The organism is Methylobacterium sp. 77, from assembly GCF_000372825.1.
Taxonomy (GTDB): Bacteria; Pseudomonadota; Alphaproteobacteria; order Rhizobiales; family Beijerinckiaceae; genus Methylobacterium.
On the sequence record NZ_KB910516.1, the window covers coordinates 1,895,968 to 1,915,200 of the forward strand.

A 19,233-nucleotide genomic window follows, 5' to 3' on the forward strand; every position below is an offset into this window, starting at 1 on the left:
CACTTCGCCGAGATCGCAAGATCGATCATGGGTCCGATCATCAAGGTTTGCGAGGGCTCGATTCGGGTACCGCCAAGTAACGGACATCCTTCCCGTCACGCCGACGACGGGATCGCGTGCGGGCGGAAGGACACGCGATATCCAATGCGTGCCACAGGGAAGCTTGACGTGGATGCCTACCCGGTGCTTGTGGCCCCTCGCCCGCAATCGGCCGTTCGAATCCGAACGGGTGTCCTCAAGATTACTGGAGGCTGGAGTGAAACGCTCGCGCCGCACGAAGATCATCGCCACCCTGGGTCCGGCCTCCGACACGCCGGAGATGATCGAGAAGCTGTTCCGCGCCGGTGCGGATGTCTTCCGGCTCAACATGAGCCACCTTCCGCGCGAGAAGCTGCCCGAGAAGATCGAGGTGATTCGCACCATCGAACGGGAGCTGCGCCGGCCCATCGCCGTCCTGGTCGATCTGCAGGGGCCGAAGCTGCGCGTGGCGGCCTTCGCCGAGGGCAGCGCGGTGCTCGAGAACGGGACGTCCTTCGTCCTCGATTCGGACCCGACCCCGGGCGATGTGAGCCGCGTCTACCTGCCGCATCCCGAGATCCTCTCGGCGCTGGAGCCCGGCCACGTCGTCATCATCGATGACGGAAAGCTGCGGCTGATCGTGACCGAAGTCTCCGAAGGCCGCGCCGTCACCAAGGTCGTCATCGGCGGCAGGATCTCCAACCGCAAGGGCGTCTCCCTGCCCGACACCGTGATCCCGGTGGCGGCGATGACCGAGAAGGACCGCGGCGACCTCGAGGCCGGGCTGAATGCCGGGGCGGACTGGATCGCCGTCTCCTTCGTCCAGCGCCCCGAGGACGTGGCCGAGGTGAAGAAGGTCGCCGCCGGCCGCGCCCTGGTCATGGCCAAGATCGAGAAGCCGCAGGCGCTCACCCGCCTCGACGAGATCATCGAAATCTCCGACGGGATCATGGTCGCGCGCGGCGATCTCGGCGTGGAGATGCCCCTGGAACAGGTGCCCGGCGTGCAGAAGCGCATCACGCGCGGTGCCCGGCGTCTCGGCAAGCCCGTCGTCGTCGCGACGCAGATGCTCGAATCGATGATCACGGCGCCGGTGCCCACCCGCGCCGAGGTCTCCGATGTGGCGACCGCCGTCTACGAAGGCGCGGATGCCGTGATGTTGTCGGCCGAGAGCGCCTCCGGCGCATTCCCGATCGAGGCGATCTCGATGATGAGCCGCATCGCCGAGCAGGTGGAGCGAGACGCCCTCTACTGGACGATCCTCACCGCCCAGCGCTCGGAACCCGACGCCACCGCCTCGGACGCCATCGCCGCCGCCGCCCATCAGATGGTGGACGCCCTCGGCCTCTCGGCGATCATGGCCTGGACCCATTCGGGATCGACCGCTCTGCGGCTCGCCCGCTCGCGGCCCAATGCCACGATCATCGCCCTCACCCCGAAGCGCGAGACCGCCCGCCGGCTCGCCATGTGCTGGGGAACGCACCCGATCGTCACCAACGACGCCAGCGATGTCGACGACATGGCCTTCCGGGCGGCGAAGTTCGCCGTGCGCGAGCGCTTCGCCGATATCGGCGACCGCGTCATCGTGGTGGCCGGCGTGCCGTTCGGGACGCCGGGCGCCACCAACCTGGTGCGGATCGCCTTCGTCACCCGCGACCACGCCGCGAGAGCCTGATCGGCGAGCGCCCTCTCGCCGTCGAGGGGCCGCATCAGGGCGCGACGGTCTCGCGTCCCGGTGCAGCGATCCCCTCGGCGAGGCGCTCGACGGCATCCACGAGCGCCTCTGTCGCCACGTAGGGGACCATGTGGCCGATGCCGGGCAGGAGCACCAGCCGGGCGCCGGGAATGGCCCTGGCGAGGGGTTCCGCCTGTCGCGACGCCGGGACGGCGGCATCCGCGTCGCCGGAGACGATCACGGTCGGGGCCGTGATCGTGCCGTAGCGCGGAGCCTGGGCCGCGAGGGCGGCGGGGAGGCCGATGAGATCGTGGAGGTTGGCGATCATCGTCTGCGGCCTCAGCACAAGGGCGGAGCGGCTGCGGTCGAGATAATCCTCGGGGAGGTCCTGCGGCCGGAAGGCGGCGCGGCCCGCGCGCTCGAGATAGGAGAGGCCGACCGGCGTCGCCAGGGTGCGGCCGAGGAGCCAGGTCACCGGCGGCTTCAGCGCGACGCGGTAGTACCACGGCACCGCGCCCATGCTCGGGAACGGCATCGCCACCGGCGCGACCAGCACGAGGCCGGCGACGACTTCCGGATGGTCGAGGGCGATGGCGGTGGCCAGCGCGCCGGACCAGGAATGGCCGAGCAGGATCACCGGCCCCGTCTTCATGCGGTCCAGCGCCTGCGCGATGGCATTCCCCTGCGCCGCCGGCACCGCCATGTCGCGGCCGCCGAGACGGTCACTCCAGCCGAATCCCGGCCTGTCGAAGGCGATGACGCGAAAGCCCTCCCCGGCGAGCCGGCGGCCGACGCCTTCCATCGGGTCGGCCGCATTGGCCGAGGCTCCGTGCAGGAGCACGATGATGCCCTTGGGAGAGTCTTTAGGGCCGGCTTCGATGGTGGCGAGGCGCCCGCCATTCACCTCGACGTAGGGCCCCTGCGGCGGGAAACGCGCGGCGACGCGCAGCGTGACGATCAGGGTGACCAGGGCGCCGGCCGCGAGCACGCTGACGATCAGCCCGGCGATCGCGGCCGCGATCAGGCCGAGCCAGTGGAGCAGGATCATGTCCGGCTAGAGATCCCGACCCTCGATATCGGGTTTCAGCTTGTCGATGGCGCTCTGGAGCTTCTCCATGCGCGGATAGATGGCGGCGGCGCGGCGGAAGGCGTCGAGGGCGCGGCGCTTGTCGTCGATGGACAGGTAGATCCGGCCCAAAGCCGCCCAGGCCTCGTAATGGCGCGGTTCCAGCACCAGCGTCCGCTGAAGGTCGGCAATGGCATTGGTCGGGTCGGTGAGCAGCCAGAACACCGTGGCCCGCCGGTTCCAGCCCTCGGCCCAATGCGGTTCGAGGGTGGTGGCGCGGTCCATCAACTCGACGGCGAGGGGAAAATCCCGGCCCGACATCGCCTGGCGGGCGCGCTCGGTGAGGAGGTCGGCGGTGGCGCTGCCGGACCGGCCGAGGCGCTGCTCGATCAGCCGCGAGATGCCCTTGGCTTCGGCATCGTCGTCCGATGCCTTCAGGCGGAGGTAGAGGTCGTCGAGGCTCGGCGCCTGAGCCTTCTTCGGAGCTTCCCTGCCCTCGTCACGGCCCCGGTTCGGCCCTGCCTGGGGCGCTCCGTCCTGATTCGCCAAAGTCAGCGCTTCGACGGACGACACCGACAACGAAAAAAACGCGGCGCCCAGGAGCGCAGCGTTCACGAGAATGCCGAACGGTCGTGAAAGCGTCATGGGGGCGAGCTTCCTCGCCCTTCACGTCGCCGTCAACAGGCGTGCTTGACGCGGGCGCTCCGTCGGAAGCGCCGCGTGGCCTCAGCCCTGGCGAGCCTTGAAGCGCTTCTGCGTCTTGTTGATGACGTAGACGCGGCCCTTGCGGCGCACGAGCTGGTTGTCCCGGTGACGGCCGCGCAGGGACTTGAGGGAGTTGCGAATCTTCATCGGTCTCACGTCGGCCGGGGTTGAGCCCGCCGCCTGTCCATAGGGTCTCGGGGACGAGGCACCTTGGAAAGGCGTCCTCGGCGATGGCAGTACACGCATCGCGGAAAGGCGGTTGCCATATCAGGCTTGAGCGCTTGAAGGCAAGGTGCAACCGACATGTCGGGGATGCGGATTTTCCGGGGTATGGCCCCGGCGCACGGCCGGGGGGCATTTCGTCGGCGTCGTCGAGGCCTCAGCGTTCGCGCCAGGCCTTGGCGATCTGATCCGTCAGGGGCTTCGTCAGGTAGGAGATCACGGAGCGGTCGCCGAGCTGCATGAACGCTTCCACGGGCATGCCGGGCACGAGCTGGACCTTGCCGAGCCGATCCACCTGATCCTCCGGCAGCCGGATGCGGGCGGTGTAGAAGGTCATGCCGGTCTTCGGGTCCTGGGAGACATCCGCCGACACGCGGCTCACGACACCGTCGATCTCCGGCGTCGTGCGCTGGTTGAAGGCCGGGAAGCGCAGGACCGCGCGCTGGTCGACGCGCACGTTGTCGATGTCCTGCGGCTGGATCCGCACCTCGACGATCAGCTTGTCGGCATCGGGAACGATGAGCATCGCCGGTTCGCTGGGAACGACGAGGCCGCCGATCGTGTGCACCGTCAGCTGGTGGACCGTGCCGTTCTGGGGCGCGCGCATGTCGATCCGCTTGAGCTGGTCCTCGGCGGCGATGCGCTTCTCGACATACTCCGACCAGCGCCCGCGGATCTCGGCGAGTTCCTTGCCGGTCTCGGTCCGCATGTCCTGGTCGATCTGGAAGATCTGCAGCTCGATCTCGGTGATCTTGCCCTTGGCTGATGCGGTGGAGGCGATGAGCTGCCCGCGCTCGCCCTGCAGCCGCGCCCCGTCGCGCTCGAGGGCGGTGACGCGCGAGAGCGGAACGAGGTTCTTGGCGTAGAGTTCGCGCACGCCCTTCAGCTCGGTCCCGATCAGGGCGGTCTCCCGCTCCTTGGCCGCGGCCTGTTCGGTGAGCCCCTTGATCTCCTCGCCGAGCTGGGAGACGCGCTCGCGCAGCTGCGCCTTCTGGCCCTGACGGCCTGCGACGCGGGCCTGGAACAGGCGGCTCTCGCTGTCGACGAGATGGGCGACGGACGCGTCCTTGTCCTTGCGGGCGAGAAGGTCGGGCGGGAAGGCGATGGCGGAGGCGCCGTCGCGCTCGGCCTCGTCGCGGGCGCGGCGCGCCGCGAACTCGTCGAGCGCCTTCAGGATGATGTCGAGATTGGCGCGGGTCTGGGTCTCGTCGAGGCGGATCAGGATGTCGCCGGCCTTGACCCGCGCCCCTTCCTTCACCCGCAGCTCACCGACGACGCCGCCTGTGGGGTGCTGCACCTTCTTCACGTCGGATTCGACCATGAGCTGGCCCGGAGCGATCACCGCGCCCGAGATCATGGTGAAGGTCGACCAGCCGCCGACTCCGACCACGAGGAGGATGCCGATGCCGATCGCTGCGGCGAGGTGACGGCTGATCGACCCCATGGCGGTCGGTCTGGTCGGGTTGGGAGCGAGTCCGATCGGCGACAGGGCGACGGCCATCACGCTCTCTCCTGCAGGGTGGCGACATTCGCACCGGTTCGCTGCGCTGCGACGGGTTCCGCGTTGGGCCCCGGCGTCGGGCGCAACACGCGTTTGAGCACCTCGTCCTTGGGTCCGAAGGCCTGGGCGCGTCCGTCGGCCATCATCAGGATCATGTCGACGGCGGCCAGGGCGCTCGGGCGGTGGGCGACGACGATGCAGATGCCGCCGCGCTGGCGCACCCCGACGATGGCCTGGGTCAGGGCGTTCTCGCCCTCGCCGTCGAGGTTCGAGTTCGGCTCGTCGAGCACCACCAGGAAGGGTTCGCCGTAGAGGGCGCGGGCCAGGCCGACGCGCTGGCGCTGGCCCGCCGAGAGGCCGGCCCCGCCCTCGCCGATCCGCGTGTCGTAGCCCTCGCCCAGCCGCAGGACGAGGTCGTGGATGCCCGCCGCCTTGGCGGCTGCGATGACGGAGCCCGACTGGGCGGCCGGGTCGAACCGGGCGATGTTCTCGGCGATGGTGCCGGCGAACAGCTCCACCTCCTGCGGCAGGAAGCCGATATGCGGCCCGAGATCGGCGCTCGACCATTGGTCGATGGCGGCGCCGTCGATCCGGACCTTGCCGCGCTGGGGCGGCCAGACGCCGACGACGGCGCGGACCAGGCTCGACTTGCCCGACGCGCTCGGGCCGATGATGCCGAGGCCCTGGCCTCGCTGCAGGGTCAGGCTGACATCCTGCACGACGATGCGCTGGGTGCCGGGCGGCGCCAGGCTGACGCCCTCGATGGACAGGGATTGCGTCGGGGCCGGCAGGGCATGCGGCTGTTCGACGGCAGGCAGGCGCGCGAACAGGTCCGAGAGCCGGGCCCAGCTCTGGCGCGCCTGGACGAAGCCCTTCCAGTTGGCGATGGCGAGTTCGGCCGGCGCCAGGGCGCGGGCGACGAGGATCGACGAGGCGATGATCACGCCGGCCGAGGCGAGGTTGTTGATGACGAGCCAGGCCCCGAGCGCGAGCACGCCCGATTGCAGCGCCATGCGGAAGATCTTCGAGCCGGCGCCGAAGCCGCCGGCCACGTCCGACACGCTCATCTGCGACTGCATGTAGTCGCGGTTGGCGCCGCCCCAGCGCTCGGCGAAGCGCCCCTGCATGCCCATGGCGGCCAGGACCTCGGCGTTGCGGCGCCCGGCTTCGGCCAGACCGTTGCGGCGCATGCCGTGGGCGGTGGCGGTCTGGGACGGACCGCGGGTCGAGCGGTCGGTGGTGAGCGCGAGCACGGCCAGGACCGCCGCGCCGACCAGGGCCGCCGCGCCGATGAGCGGGTGGAACAGGAAGCAGATGAAGACGTAGATCGGCATCCACGGCAGATCGAAGAAGGCCGAGGGGCCGGTGCCGCCGAGGAAGGCGCGCAGCTGGTCGAGATCGCGCAGGGGCAGCAGGCCGTCGCCGGGGGTGGCGCCCTTCAGGGGCGCGCGCACGACGATGTCGAACACCCGTGCGCTCAACGCCTCGTCGAGGGCCGCGCCGACGCGGGCCAGGATGCGCGACCGGATCGTCTCCAGCACACCCTGGAAGACGTAGAGCACCAGGGCGAGCACCACGAGGCCGATCAAGGTCGGCACGCTCCGGCTCGGGATCACCCGGTCGTAGACTTCCAGCATGAAGAAAGAGCCGGTGAGATACAGGACGTTCACCAGCCCGCTCATCACCGCCACGCCGATGAAGGCGGTCCGGCAACTTGCCAATGCCGAAATGATCTCGGCCGAATCCCGCCCCTTCGCCACTCCAGCCCCCGCCGTCAAGTTCGCTTGTCAAGCTTAGTTCGAATGACCGTGAGCGTTGCCGCTCCGGAACGGCGATCCGCCACCGTCTTCTCTTACGAGTTACGCGTGCATTCGCGAACTCGAAAACACACATCGTCCGCTGGATTGTGAGCGTCCGTGTCTCTCCGAATCGTGTCTTGAATTCCCGCCCTCGCCCATCGGGGTTGAAGGTCCCGGAATCGGAGCGGCGTCGATCGAGGTATCGCCGATGCCGCTGCCTGATTCCCACCGGACTCGGCGTTGCCGATGACTCTCCGCGGCGGACCGATTGCCCTGCATCTGCGGAAGAGCTCGTCGAGAAACCGCGATCAGGTATGTGTCTGTAAACGTTCTTGGCCTAAGCCGGTGTCAGAAACGGTGAGATGCCGGAGCGTATCGGGTGCAGGCGAATAAGATCACCGATGCGAGCCCGGAGCCGGTCCTGCGGCGCGAGGATCGTAACTCGACGAATTGGATCGCCAATATACGGCTTCCCGACGGCAGCGAGATCCCGTGCACGGTGAAGGATGTCTCGAAATCCGGCGCCAAGCTCGGCGTGCCCGCCTATCATCCTTTGCCGGAAACCTTCCTGCTTCGCATCATCGGCCGGGACTTCGTCTGCATGGTGAAGCTCGCCTGGAGGCGGGGCGACTATGTCGGTGTCAGGATCGAGCGCGTCGGCAAGGTGGCGCCCAAGGTGCAGCCGGAGCGCCCCAAGGACATAGCGCCGCATTTGGCGACGAAGCCCTTCGACCCGCCACGGGATGCCGACGAGCCGGGAGGAATCGGCGTGCGTCCGCGCAGGTCGGGCCTGTCGGCCTTCTGAACGCCCGCGGCGAGAGAGACCGCCGGTTCCCTGGGGGAAACGCTGCCGAGCCTGCGTGAGGCGGATGCGTCAGGCCCGCAGCAGATCCCTCATGCCGGGTGCCTTCTCGCTGCCCGGGAAGACCTTCTCGGAGAGGACCTTCTCCTCGAAGCCGAACTGGTCCATCAGCAGGCCCTTCATCACCGCACGCAGATCCATCGTCGGCGCGAGGTCACGCCCCTCGTAGAGGGCGTTCTCCTTCAGGCTCGGCCAATCGGCGATCACGCGCCCGCCGGCGACCGCGCCTCCGACGAGGAAGGCCACCGTCGCCGTGCCGTGGTCGGTGCCGGAGGAGCCGTTCACGTGCACGGTGCGGCCGAATTCGGTGACGATCAGGACCGATGTCTGCGCCCAGGACTGGCCGAGCCCCTCCTTGATCGCCGCCATGCCGGCATCGAGCGAGGCGAGGTTCTTGGCGAGGCGTCCTTCGTAGGGGCCTTGCGAGGCATGGGTGTCCCAGCCGTCGAAATTCATCACGGCGATGCGCGGGCCGGTGACCGGGGCCATCAGCGAGGCCGCGGCGCGGGCCGCCGATGCGAAGCTGTTCGGCCCCTTCAGCGGCTGCTTGCCCATCGCCGCCATGCTCGGGTCGGCTGCGATGAAGTCGTCGACCTGCACGCCTTCGCGCAGGGCGTTGGCCAGGGCCTGGTCCTTGTCGTCGTAGAGCGCCTGGAGGCGCATCAGCGTATCGGCGGCGGCGTAGGGCATGGTCTGCGGCTGCCACGTCTCCACCTGGGCGGCGCCGCGCAGGATGAGCGGCGTCGTCGCGCTCACGGAGAGGGCCTTGGTCGGCCGCAACTCGATGCCCTTCGCCTTCGGAATCAGGGTCAGCGCCCGGTTGAGCCAGCCGGTATCGAGATCGGAGCCGGCGCGCGTCATACCGTTCTCGAGCACCTGTTGCGCGTCGAAATGCGAGCGGGCGCGGTAGGGCGTCGCGACGGCGTGGAAGAGCGTGGCCTCGCGCTTGGCGTAGAGGTCGGCCAAATTCGGCATCGAGGGGTTGAGCGAGAACAGCGGATCGAGCCGGAACGGCGTATGCGAGGGCGAGAGCTTGAAGTCGGAGCGGATCGCCGCGAATTGCGGGTCGCCCACAGGCATCACCGCCGAGAGGCCGTCGAGGCCGCCGCGCAGCACCACCACGAGGAAGCGCGGGTCGCGGCCGGATGCGGCCCAGACCTTCGGCACGTAGGGCCACGCGAAGAGGGCGCCGGCGCCGAGCAGCAGGTTGCGGCGCGATGGAAGATGGGCGTGTTCGTCGGGATTCATGGACTCGTCGCCTCTCGACCGGCTATCGCCGCTGGAATTCGGGGCTGAGCATCAGCAGGGCCAATGCCTGTTCCGGGCTCTCGCCCTGTCTGATCACGCGCCGCGTCTCGTCCGAGAAATAGCCGCCGATCCGGTCGTCGATGAGTTTGCGGATATCGACATGGTCGGCGTTGAGCATCGCGCATTGCTGCGCCCAGTCGATCCGGCTCTTGATGCCGTCGGAGGTCACCCAGGCATCGTCCTCCTCGGCCCAGCCCTTCGGGGACGGGGCCGCCAGGAACGGCTGGCCCATCGCCAGGAGCGAGGCTTTCGGGGACGGCTTGACCGGTGCCCGTCCGATCAGGCGGCCGGTCGCGGCGAGGAATTCCATCGGCGGACGCAGCTTGATGGGAGGGGCCGTCCAGGCCTCGTCGCTCTGGACCAGCGCCGCCGTCACCGCCTTCAGGTCGCCGTCGCTGTCCCGGAAGACCTTGGCGAGACCCTTCTGCAGGGAGTCGGACACCTTCTCCGAGACGAAGGCGCGCGCCATCCGCCGGGTCACGTAGCGCGCCGTGGAGGGGTGGCGGGTCAGGTCGGCCAGGACGGCGTGGAATTCCTCGGCGCCCGCCTCCGCATAGCGCTTGCCGAGGATCGTCTTCGGTCCCGGCTGATGCTGGCGCTCGCGGAATACCACCTCGCCGAAGGTCTCGGAATTCGGCTTGAGATCCACGGTCCAGCCGGTGAGGACGGCGGCGAGCGCGGTGACGTCGGCCTGGCTGTAGCCGCCATCGACGCCGAGGGTGTGAAGCTCCAGCACCTCGCGCCCGAGATTCTCGTTGAGCCCGGATTTCTTGATGCGGCCCACCTTCGAATCCGGCCCCGTCGAGGAGGCGTTGTCGAGGTAGTAGATCATCGAGGCGTGCAGGATCGCGGCCTTGGCCATGTCGTGGAACCGGCCGAGGACGAACGGCCGTATGGCCTCGCGCTGGAACGCGCCCGCCGTGAGGCTGGTCTTTCCCTTGCCTGCGGCCACGGTGAAGTGGTTGCTCCAATGCAGGAACAGCCGCTCCTGCAGGGGCGCCCTCGTCGTCACCGCGAGTTTCAGCCACGCGAGCAGCTCGGCCGGGTTCTTGGTGAGAGGGTTCTCGGCGAGCTTCGCCTCGCCGTCATCCTCCATCATGCCGCCGGCCATCGACGGTTCGGCGGGTGACCCCATCGCCATCCCGCCGGACTTCATGTCGCCCGCCTGCATGCCGCCGGTCTTCATGCCGCCGGTCTGTTTGGGCTTCGCCGCGTCCATCCCGGCATCGGCCATCGCCTCGCGGCGCTGACGCGCCACCTGACGGCGGGCGATCATCGCCTGCAACTGGCCGCTGCTGGAATTCAGCTTCGCCTCGGGGACCGGCGTCGGCATGTCGAGCTGCGCGCGGACATATCCGTGCGGATCGTCGACGGCCGCGCCGTCATTCGCACCGTAGCCGAGGCCGAAACGTCCGACTGCATTCGCGAATGCCAGGTTTCGGCTCATTGTCATCTCCGGCATCCGGCGCCGCCGGCCGAGAGGCCTGGCACCGGATGTAAGCGCGGGCAATACAGGTTCGGTCTGAGGCGGTTCTGTGGCCGTGCCGCGCGTCTCACGCCGCGGCACCTCTCGTCTCACGCAAGCGTGACGATTGCCGTCACGGCTCGGAAGCGCGACGCGAGTGCGCCCGTCTGTCCGTGAAGTATCGTGAGGGTATCGTCCGTGCCGGCCAGGTGCCGTGACATCGCAGGACGATGGAATGGTGGGCGCGACAGGGATCGAACCTGTGACCCCTACCATGTCAAGGTAGTGCTCTCCCGCTGAGCTACGCGCCCGGCTGAAGCGTCTCCGCTGCAGCGAGGAGCGGCCTATAGCTTCTGGCTGGAACGGGCGTCAAGGGGCTTGTCGCTGGAAAGCGGCTCGTCGCTGCGATGAAGCCATGCCCGGCAAGGTGCTTCCGGCTGGAACCGGGGAAGGAAGGGGCGCCCTGCCGGAACCGACGGTTCGGTCACCCGCGCCATCCTCCGCGACCGGCACGAACCTCGTAGCGCCAAAACCATCGGGGGGACTCATGTTGCAGCGCGGCGACGCATCGAAGAAAAGATGCCGGGAGTGGCCCTGATAGCGTGCTTCCGGCGCCCCGCCGGGAGAGCTTTAGTAAGCGACGTCTCAGTCGCTGTTCGGCGGGTGGAGTTTTTTCTTTCATGCCATCGAAATAACGACAAATATAATTGCGATAATCAGGCGATGCTGTGCCACTTTCATGGAAATGATTGCCATTTCAAATTTTATTTGACCATGATTAGGATTAATTAAGATATTATTTTGCACTCGAATGAAACTAAATTGACTTAACGTGATTAATGCAGATATTTTGCATTATTCGGAAGTAAAATTCAGTTGAAAATCCTGAATCGTGACTTCTGTGCGTTTGAATGCCCCGGCGCACGCGTCGCTGTGCGAGCGCTAACATTTGTTGTGAGATTTATGTCGGTCGTCGAGACTGCCTATTGCCTGCCGCGCATAAAGTCTTCGTGCTGCAGCAACGCTGCCATGGGTTGGACACGGTTTCGGGCGCATACTAAGGATCGTGAAGACAGCCGATCCGTCGCGAGATGGCGGTTTCCTCGTTCAAGAGCGTGTGCGAATCGAACGTGATCAAGCGTACAGACATAGCGATCGTCGGCCGTTCGTGCCGTTTGCCCGGCGCGCCCAGCATCGATGGCCTCTGGCAGCTTCTGAGCGAAGGACGTTGCGCCGTCGGTCGCATTCCTGACGATCGCTGGTCGCTGGAGCGGTTCGGCCATCCGCGCGCGCAAGAGCGCGGCAAGAGCTACACCTGGTCGGCCGGTGTTCTCGACGACATCTGGTCGTTCGACCCCGGCGTCTTCGGCATCTCGCCGCGCGAGGCCGAGCAGATGGACCCGCAGCAGCGGCTCCTGCTCGAGCTGACCTGGGAAGCCCTGGAGGATGCGGGCTTGCGCCCCTCCGCCGTGGCCGGGACCGAGATCGGCGTGTTCGTGGGCGCCTCGTCCCTCGATTACGGCAACCTGCGCGTCCTCGATACGTCCTCCGGCGACGCCTACGCCGCGACCGGCAACACGCTCTCGATCCTGTCCAACCGGATCTCCTACATCTACGATCTCAAGGGGCCGAGCTTCACCGTCGACACGGCCTGTTCCTCGTCGCTTGTGGCGCTCGATGCCGCCGTGGCCGCGATCGCCAGCGGCCGGATCGACACCGCCGTGGTCGCGGGTGTGAACCTGCTCGCGAGCCCGTTCAACTTCATCTGCTTCTCCAACGCGCAGATGCTGTCGCGCACCGGGCTCTGCCAGGCCTTCTCGGCCAATGCCGACGGCTATGTCCGCTCCGAGGGCGGTGTCGTCCTGGTGCTGAAATCGGCGCGCGCCGCGGCGCGAGACGGCGATACCGTGCGCGGCGTCATCGCGGCGAGCGGCGTGAATTCCGACGGCCGCACCACCGGCATCTCGCTTCCGTCCGGCTACGCGCAGGGCGCGCTGCTCGAGCAGATCTATCGCGAGGCCGAGATCGATCTCGATGCGGTGGCGTTCGTCGAGGCCCACGGCACCGGGACCGCCGTGGGTGACCCGATCGAGGCCGGCGCCATCGGCGGCAAGATCGGCAAGCCCCGTCGGGAGCCCCTGCCGATCGGCTCGATCAAGAGCAATATCGGCCATACCGAGCCTGTCTCCGGCCTCGCCGGCCTGCTCAAGGCGAGCCTCGCCCTGGAGCACGACCTGCTGCCGCCCTCGCTGCATGCGGCCGAGCTCAATCCCGACATCCCCTTCACCACGCTCAACTTGGCAGTGGTCACCGCGCCGCTGGCGCTCCCGCGCGGCAGGGGCGAGCGCTTCGCCGGCGTCAACTCGTTCGGCTTCGGCGGCACCAACGCCCATATCATCCTCACGGACGGCACCCCCGCCGACGCCAAGCCAGCATCGCTACCGAGCGACGCTCCGCGCGCTCCGGAACTGCTGCTGCTCTCGGCCCAGAGCCGCGCGGCGCTCAACGAACTCGCCCTCGATTATGCCGACAGGTTCGAAGCGGCCGGTGCCGCCGAGACCGTGCGCATCGCCGCCGCCGCCGCTCATCGGCGCGAGCGCCTGTCCACCCGCCTCGCCTTGCCCCTCGACGCGGACCTGCCCGCCACCCTGCGCGCCGTGGCCGATGCCGAGGAGACCGACATCGCGCGGGTCGGCACCGCCGTCGACCGCAATGCCGAGGTCGCCTTCGTCTATTCCGGCAATGGCAGCCAATGGGCGGGAATGGGCCGTGAGGCCTATGACCGCAACGCCGTCTACCGCGCGGCCTTCGACCGGATCGACGTCCTGTTCGCCGAGATTTCGGGCTGGTCGCTGAAGGAGGCCCTGTTCGCCGAGGACCTCGCCGAGCGCATGGTCCTCACGCGGGTCTCGCAGCCGCTGATCTTCGCGATCTCCAGCGCCTCGACCACGGCCCTGAAGGCCGCCGGCCTCGTCCCGTCCTACGTGCTCGGCCACAGCGTCGGCGAGATCGCGGCGGCGGAAGGTGCCGGCATCCTGAGCCTCGAACAGGCGGTGAAGGTCATCTTCCACCGCAGCCAGCATCAGGAGACGACGCGGGGCCTCGGCACCATGGCGGTGCTGCTGGCGCCGGTGGAGGAGATCGAGATCTTCCTCAAGGATTATCCGAGCCTCGACATCGCCGCCTATAACAGCCCGAAAGCCGTCACCGTGGCGGGGCCCGTCGCCGATATCGACGCGGCGATGAAGGCGCTGGCGCGCAAGCGCCGTCGTGGTCGCAAGCTCGACCTCGCCTATCCCTTCCACGGCCGGCTGATGAACCCGACCGAGAAGCCGTTGCTGCGCGATCTCGCGGGGCTCAAGCCCCATCCCGGCACGATCGCCATGGTCTCCACCGTGACCGGCGCCGTGCTGCCCGGCGCGCGGTTCGATGCCGGCTACTGGTGGCGCAACATCCGCGAGCCGGTGCGCTTCTGCGATGCGGTTCAGGAAGCGACCCGCAAGGGCGCCCGCATCTTCGTCGAGGTCGGCCCGAGGGCGACCCTGCTGCCGCATATCGGCGATTGCATCGAGCCGCTCGGCATCGAGAACGCCACGGTGGGCGTGCTCACCAACAAGCCCGTCGGCAGCGACCCGTTCGCCCGCGCTCTCGCCTCGGCCCTCGTCAACGGCGCCGCGGTCGATGAGGCGGCGGTGTTCGGCGAGAACCCGAAGGGCGATGTCGCGCTTCCGACCTATCCCTGGCAGCGCCGGCCGTTCCGGCTGGCCGAGACCTCCGAAGGCGTCGGCGCGGCGACCGCCCGCGCCTATCACCCGCTCTACGGATCGCGGGTCTCGCCCGACGGGCTCGAATGGACCGGCCATCTCGACATCGCCACGGTGCCCGAGCTCGACGACCACCGCATCGACGGCCAGGCGATCCTGCCCGGCGCCGCCTTCATCGAGATGGCGCTCGGCGTCGCCCGCGAGGCCATGCGCAGCGACGACGTGGTCCTCGCCGAATTCGAGATCCAGTCGCCGATGGTCTTCGGCGAGGACGCCCTGCGCGAAGTCGCGGTGCGGCTCTCGGGCAGCGGCAACCAGATCCAGATCCTCAGCCGTCCGCGTTTGACCCAGGCCGGCTGGCAGCTGCACGCCTCCGCCAAGATCGTGGACGGCACCTTCGCGGCGCGTCCGCGGCAGGACATCGACATCCCGGCCGAGAACGCCGTCGAGGGGGCCGGGCTCTATCGGCTCGCCGCCGCCTCCGGCCTCGATTTCGGGCCGAGCTTCCGCCAGGTCGCCCTCAGCGCCCGCGTGGACGAGACGGTGATCGTCTCCGAGCTGAAGCCGGCGGAATCGGACCCGCGTTTCGGCCTCGTGCCGGCCCGGCTCGATTCGTGTTTCCACGGCCTGATCCTGCTCTTCGCCGACCTGCTAGGCGAGGGCTCGACCAAGGCCTACGTGCCGGTGCGCTTCGGCGAAATCCGGCTGATCCGGCCCGGCGCCGTCATCGCCAAGGCGATGATCCGCACGCGGCGCTGCAACGAGCGCAGCATCCTGGCGGACTTCACCCTGGTCGACGAGGCCGGCGAGGTGATCGCCACCCTGCGCGAGGGCCGCTTCCAGGCCCTGCGCGCCAAATCCGGCCAGGATCTCGCCGCCTACGCCATCGCGCAAAGGTCCGAGCTCGCCACCGAACCCACCGCGATCCCCCTCGACCGCCGGGCCCGCATCGCCGATGCCGTCCGTCCGGGCATCAAGGCGGCCCTCGCGCCTGCCGATGCGGCGCTCTCGCCGGGCCACCTGCTTCTCGAAGGCTGGGCCACCTCGCTGGCCTACCGCATGGCCGAGGGGCTGCAGCGATCGGGCGCCGTCGCCATCGACGAGCGCGTGCCGGAACCGATGCGGCCCTGGCTCCTCAACGCGCTCTACGCCCTCGAGAGCAGCGGCCTCGCCACCCTCGACGGGACGCGCTGGACCCTGCGCAAGGACGTCACCCTGCCGGCGCCCGAAGAGATCATGCGCTGGATCGCGGCCGACCATCCGGAATTGTCCGCCGAACTGGTGCTCACGGCCGATCTCGGCGCCGTGGTCGCCCGTCTTCTCTCCGGCGACCTCGCGAGCCCGCCCACCCTGTCGCAGAACGCGCTCGACGCCTTCGTCCTGCGCAGCGCCAGCGCCCGCGCCTCGTCCGACGTGATCGCCGGAATCCTCGACGGCGCCCGCGCCGACCTGCCGACCGACCGCTCCCTGCGCCTGCTCCAGCTCGGGTTCGGGCCGCTCTCGGCCCAGGCCGCCGCTTTCGCCGACGGCATCGCCGCGCAGCTCACCGTGTTCGAGACCGACCGGCGCCTCGCCGAGCGCGCCCGCCTCGCCTTGCCGCGCGGCGTCGCCGTGATCGAGGACGAGGCCGAGCTGGCGGAAGGCGGCTTCGACGCGATCCTGGCGAGCAACGTGCTGCACCGGACCGGGCGCGGCCTCCTCGGCAAGATCGCCGATGCCCTCGCCACCGGCGGTTTCCTGCTGGCGGTGGAGCCCGGCGCCTCGCTGTTCCGCGATCTCGTCTTCGGCCTGATGCCGGATTGGTTCGAGGGTTCCGACGAGATGCCTCTCGGGCGCCTCGACGACATCACCGGCTGGCAGCGCTCGCTGAGCGAGACCGGCCTCGTCCGCGTCGCCGTCGACCGGGCCGCCTCGGCCAATGGCGACGACCTCCTGTTCCTGGCCGAAGCCCCGGTACGGGCCAAGCCCTCGACGGGCCAAACCTTCACCTTCATCATCGGCTCGCAGGATTCCTTCGCGGCCGAGACCGCCTCGTCGCTGGCGACCCTGCTGGTGGCGGCCGGCGTCCATGTCTCGATCATCCTCGATTCCGAGCAATCGCTGCTCGAACTCGAACGCGAGAGCCCCGATACGGTGGTGTTCCTCGCCGGGGCCTTCGGCGCGGGCGGTGAGGCCGCCGACCGGCTGCGCGAGCGCTGCCTCGGTCTCAAGCGCTGCGTCGAGCATCTCGGGACGCGCCAGACCCGCCTCTGGGTCGTCTGTCCCGGCGCGACGCGCCACGACGGCAGCGCCGACGGAGCGGTGGAAGCCGGGCTCTGGGCCTTCACCCGTACCCTCGCCAACGAGGTCGCCACCCTCGACATCCGCCGCATCGACCTCACCGAGGCGATGCCGACGAAGCTGGCCTCCGAGCGCCTGCGCGACGTGATCCTCTCCGGCACGAGCGAGACCGAGATCGTCCTCGACATCGACGCCACCCGCGTGATCCGGTTCTCGCCGGGGCAGCTCTCGCGCCGGCCCGCCGCCGATGCCGTGGCCGCTCCGGCCGCACAGCTCGAGCGCAGCGTCACCGGCGGTCTCAACGACATGCAATGGGGGCCGGCCGAGCGGCGCGCTCCCGGACGCGGAGAGGTCGAGATCGCCGTGGAGGCCACCGGCCTCAACTTCCGCGACGTGCTCTGGGCGCTGTCGATGCTCCCGGAGGAGATCCTGGAGGACGGCTTCGCCGGTCCGCGCCTCGGCCTCGAAGTGGCCGGCCGCGTGGTCTCGGTGGGCAAGGGCGTCGCCGCCTTCAAGGTCGGCGATCCCGTCGTCGCCTTCGCCCAGTCGGGCTTCTCGACCCATATCGTGGTGCCCGAGCTCGTGGTGGCGCCGAGCCCGCCCGGCCTCGATCCGCAGGCGGCGGCCACCGTGCCGGTGGCCTTCCTCACCGCCTATTACAGCCTCGTCAGCTGCGCCAAGCTGCGGCGCGGCGAGTGGGTGCTGGTCCATGGCGGCGCCGGCGGCGTCGGCCTCGCCGCGCTCCAGATCGCCAAGCTGAAGGGTGCGCGCGTCATCGCCACCGCCGGCTCGCGCGAGAAGCGCGCCCTGGTGAAGGCCCTGGGCGCCGAGCACGTCCTCGATTCGCGCTCGCTGGCCTTCGTCGACGACGTGCGCCGCATCACCGGCGACGGCGTCGGCGTGGTGCTGAACAGCCTGTTCGGCGAGGCGATGGAGCGCAGCCTCAACTGCCTGAAGCCGTTCGGCCGCTTCATCGAATTGGGCAAGCGCGACTACGTCGCCAACACCCATATCGGCCTGCGCCCGTTCCGGCGGAACCTGTCGTATTTCGGCGTCGATCTCGATCAGGTGCTCCAGCACCAGGGCGAGGACGGGGCGCGCCTGTTCCGCGAGGTGATGGCCCTGTTCTCGGAAGGCGGCCTCAAGCCCCTGCCGTTCCAGCCCTTCACCTCCGACGAGGTCTCCGACGCGTTCCGGCTGATGCAGCAATCCGGGCATGTGGGGAAGATCGTCATCGCCCCGCCCAAGCCCGGCCGCATCACAATCGGGCGCAGGTCGGACTTCACGGTCTCCACCGAGGGCGTCCACCTCATCACCGGAGGGCTCGGCGGCTTCGGCATCGAGGCTGCGCGCTGGCTCGCCGACCGGGGTGCCCGTCACCTCGTTCTCGTCGGACGCAAGGGCGCGTCGAGCCCGGAGGCCAAGCAGGTCGTGGCCGACCTCGCGGCCCGCGGCGTCAGCGTCGCCGCGATGGCCTGTGACATCACCAGCCGCAAGGCGGTGGCCGATCTCCTCGACGAGGTCGAGAGCGGCGGCCGCAGGCTCGCCGGCGTGATCCACGGGGCGATGGTCCTGCAGGACGGCCTCATCGCCAATCTCGACGCGGCCGCCCTCGACGCCGTGATCCGTCCGAAGGTGGTCGGTGCCGAGCATCTCGATGCCGCCACCCGCGAGCGGCAGCTCGATTACTTCGTGCTGTTCTCCTCGGCCACGACCTTCATCGGCAATCCGGGACAGGGCGCCTACGTCGCCGCCAACGGGTTCATGGAGGGCCTTGCCCGCCGTCGCCGGGCGCTGGGCCTGCCGGCCCTCGCCGTGGCCTGGGGCGCGATCGGCGATGTCGGTGTGCTCGCCCGCAACCGCGCCGTGATGGAGACCCTGGCCGGCCGCGTCGGCGTGACGCCGATGGATGCCCGCCGCTCCCTCGACCTGATGGCCGAGGCGCTGGAAGGACAGGGCTCGACCCCCGACGACGCCGTCATCGCCATCGCCTCGATGCATTGGGGCAAGGCTCGCGAGCGCCTCGCGACCATGCGCTCGCCGAGCTATGGCGATCTCGGCTCCGACCAGCAGGCGGAATCCGGCACGGTGACCGCCATCGATATCGGCGGACTGCTCAAGAATCTGGACCTCGACGCGGTGCGCAAGACCGTCTCCGACGCCATCGTCGAGGACATCGCCCGCATCCTGCGCCTGCCCAAGGACGACATCAGCCGCGTGCGCCATCTCTCCGAGATCGGCCTCGACTCGCTGATGGGCGTGGAACTCGGCGCCAGCCTGCAGGAGCGCTTCGCCCTCGACGCGCCGCCCTCGGGCATTTCCTCGGGCCTCACCGTCGTCGAACTGGCGGAGACTCTGATCCAATCCGTGGCGGCCCCGGTGGACGACGCCTCGGCGGCGGTGATGAGCCTGGCCCAGCGCCATGCCAGCGAGGGCGTCGACGTGCGCACCCTCGAGCCGTTCCACGAGCTCGTTGAGCAGAACAGTCTCCAGATCAAAGAAATTCTGCCATGATCCGTCCGGCCGGCCGAAAGGCCGGCCGCGCTCGGCGGCATCGGTCAATCGGAA

At 68.9% G+C, this 19,233-nt stretch carries 10 protein-coding genes and 1 tRNA gene; 3 read left to right on the forward strand and 8 right to left on the reverse strand.

Going from position 1 to position 19,233, the window contains the following annotated elements; genetic code table 11:
• The first annotated feature begins 256 nt into the window (after positions 1-256).
• The gene (pyk, locus tag A3OK_RS0109030) at positions 257-1,693 is read left to right on the forward strand and encodes a pyruvate kinase (protein ID WP_019904544.1); all 1,437 of its coding nucleotides are present in this window, start codon (positions 257-259) and stop codon (positions 1,691-1,693) included.
• A gap of 34 nt (positions 1,694-1,727) precedes the next feature.
• On the opposite strand, the gene A3OK_RS0109035 is transcribed toward pyk, so the two are convergent.
• The 5 genes from A3OK_RS0109035 to A3OK_RS0109055 form a co-directional block, all read right to left on the reverse strand.
• Positions 1,728-2,741 carry an alpha/beta hydrolase gene (locus A3OK_RS0109035; RefSeq protein ID WP_019904545.1) on the reverse strand — a complete coding sequence of 338 codons (1,014 nt, stop codon included), beginning with the start codon at positions 2,739-2,741 and terminating at the stop codon, positions 1,728-1,730.
• A gap of 6 nt (positions 2,742-2,747) precedes the next feature.
• Positions 2,748-3,404: a tetratricopeptide repeat protein gene (locus tag A3OK_RS0109040; protein ID WP_019904546.1), complete on the reverse strand. Its 657-nt coding sequence runs from the start codon at positions 3,402-3,404 to the stop codon at positions 2,748-2,750.
• An 81-nt stretch (positions 3,405-3,485) separates the two neighbouring features.
• Positions 3,486-3,611 (reverse strand): type B 50S ribosomal protein L36, encoded by a 126-nt coding sequence (gene ykgO / locus A3OK_RS0109045; protein ID WP_003601867.1) that lies wholly within the window; start codon positions 3,609-3,611, stop codon positions 3,486-3,488.
• A 232-nt stretch (positions 3,612-3,843) separates the two neighbouring features.
• A complete protein-coding gene (locus A3OK_RS0109050) occupies positions 3,844-5,187 on the reverse strand; it encodes an HlyD family type I secretion periplasmic adaptor subunit (RefSeq protein ID WP_019904547.1) in 1,344 nt (447 codons plus the stop codon).
• Positions 5,187-6,965: a type I secretion system permease/ATPase gene (locus tag A3OK_RS0109055; RefSeq protein WP_280791122.1), complete on the reverse strand. Its 1,779-nt coding sequence runs from the start codon at positions 6,963-6,965 to the stop codon at positions 5,187-5,189. The genes A3OK_RS0109050 and A3OK_RS0109055 overlap by 1 nt, the downstream gene beginning before the upstream one ends.
• 400 nt (positions 6,966-7,365) lie before the next feature.
• Here A3OK_RS0109055 and A3OK_RS23290 point away from each other — a divergent pair, with 400 nt between their 5' ends.
• Positions 7,366-7,791, forward strand: coding sequence for a PilZ domain-containing protein (locus A3OK_RS23290; RefSeq protein WP_019904549.1), 426 nt, complete (start codon positions 7,366-7,368; stop codon positions 7,789-7,791).
• A gap of 69 nt (positions 7,792-7,860) precedes the next feature.
• Here A3OK_RS23290 and A3OK_RS0109065 read toward each other — a convergent pair whose 3' ends face one another.
• From A3OK_RS0109065 to A3OK_RS0109075, 3 genes are all read right to left on the reverse strand, one after another.
• Positions 7,861-9,096, reverse strand: coding sequence for a DUF1501 domain-containing protein (locus A3OK_RS0109065; protein ID WP_019904550.1), 1,236 nt, complete (start codon positions 9,094-9,096; stop codon positions 7,861-7,863).
• A gap of 22 nt (positions 9,097-9,118) precedes the next feature.
• Positions 9,119-10,603: a DUF1800 domain-containing protein gene (locus tag A3OK_RS0109070; RefSeq protein ID WP_019904551.1), complete on the reverse strand. Its 1,485-nt coding sequence runs from the start codon at positions 10,601-10,603 to the stop codon at positions 9,119-9,121.
• 254 nt (positions 10,604-10,857) lie between these two features.
• Positions 10,858-10,932 (reverse strand) — tRNA-Val (locus tag A3OK_RS0109075).
• Between the two features lie 819 nt (positions 10,933-11,751).
• Here A3OK_RS0109075 and A3OK_RS0109080 point away from each other — a divergent pair.
• Positions 11,752-19,179, forward strand: coding sequence for a type I polyketide synthase (locus A3OK_RS0109080; protein WP_155911986.1), 7,428 nt, complete (start codon positions 11,752-11,754; stop codon positions 19,177-19,179).
• The last annotated feature ends 54 nt before the right edge of the window (positions 19,180-19,233 follow it).

Excerpts from the sequence above, each read along its gene's own strand:
- A3OK_RS0109040 (WP_019904546.1), bottom strand. The coding sequence starts at position 3,404 with ATGACGCTTTCACGACCGTTCGGCATTCTCGTGAACGCTGCGCTCCTG.
- A3OK_RS0109035 (WP_019904545.1), bottom strand. The coding sequence starts at position 2,741 with ATGATCCTGCTCCACTGGCTCGGCCTGATCGCGGCCGCGATCGCCGGG.
- A3OK_RS0109070 (WP_019904551.1), bottom strand. The coding sequence starts at position 10,603 with ATGAGCCGAAACCTGGCATTCGCGAATGCAGTCGGACGTTTCGGCCTC.
- A3OK_RS0109050 (WP_019904547.1), bottom strand. The coding sequence starts at position 5,187 with ATGGCCGTCGCCCTGTCGCCGATCGGACTCGCTCCCAACCCGACCAGA.
- A3OK_RS0109065 (WP_019904550.1), bottom strand. The coding sequence starts at position 9,096 with ATGAATCCCGACGAACACGCCCATCTTCCATCGCGCCGCAACCTGCTG.
- ykgO (WP_003601867.1), bottom strand. The coding sequence starts at position 3,611 with ATGAAGATTCGCAACTCCCTCAAGTCCCTGCGCGGCCGTCACCGGGAC.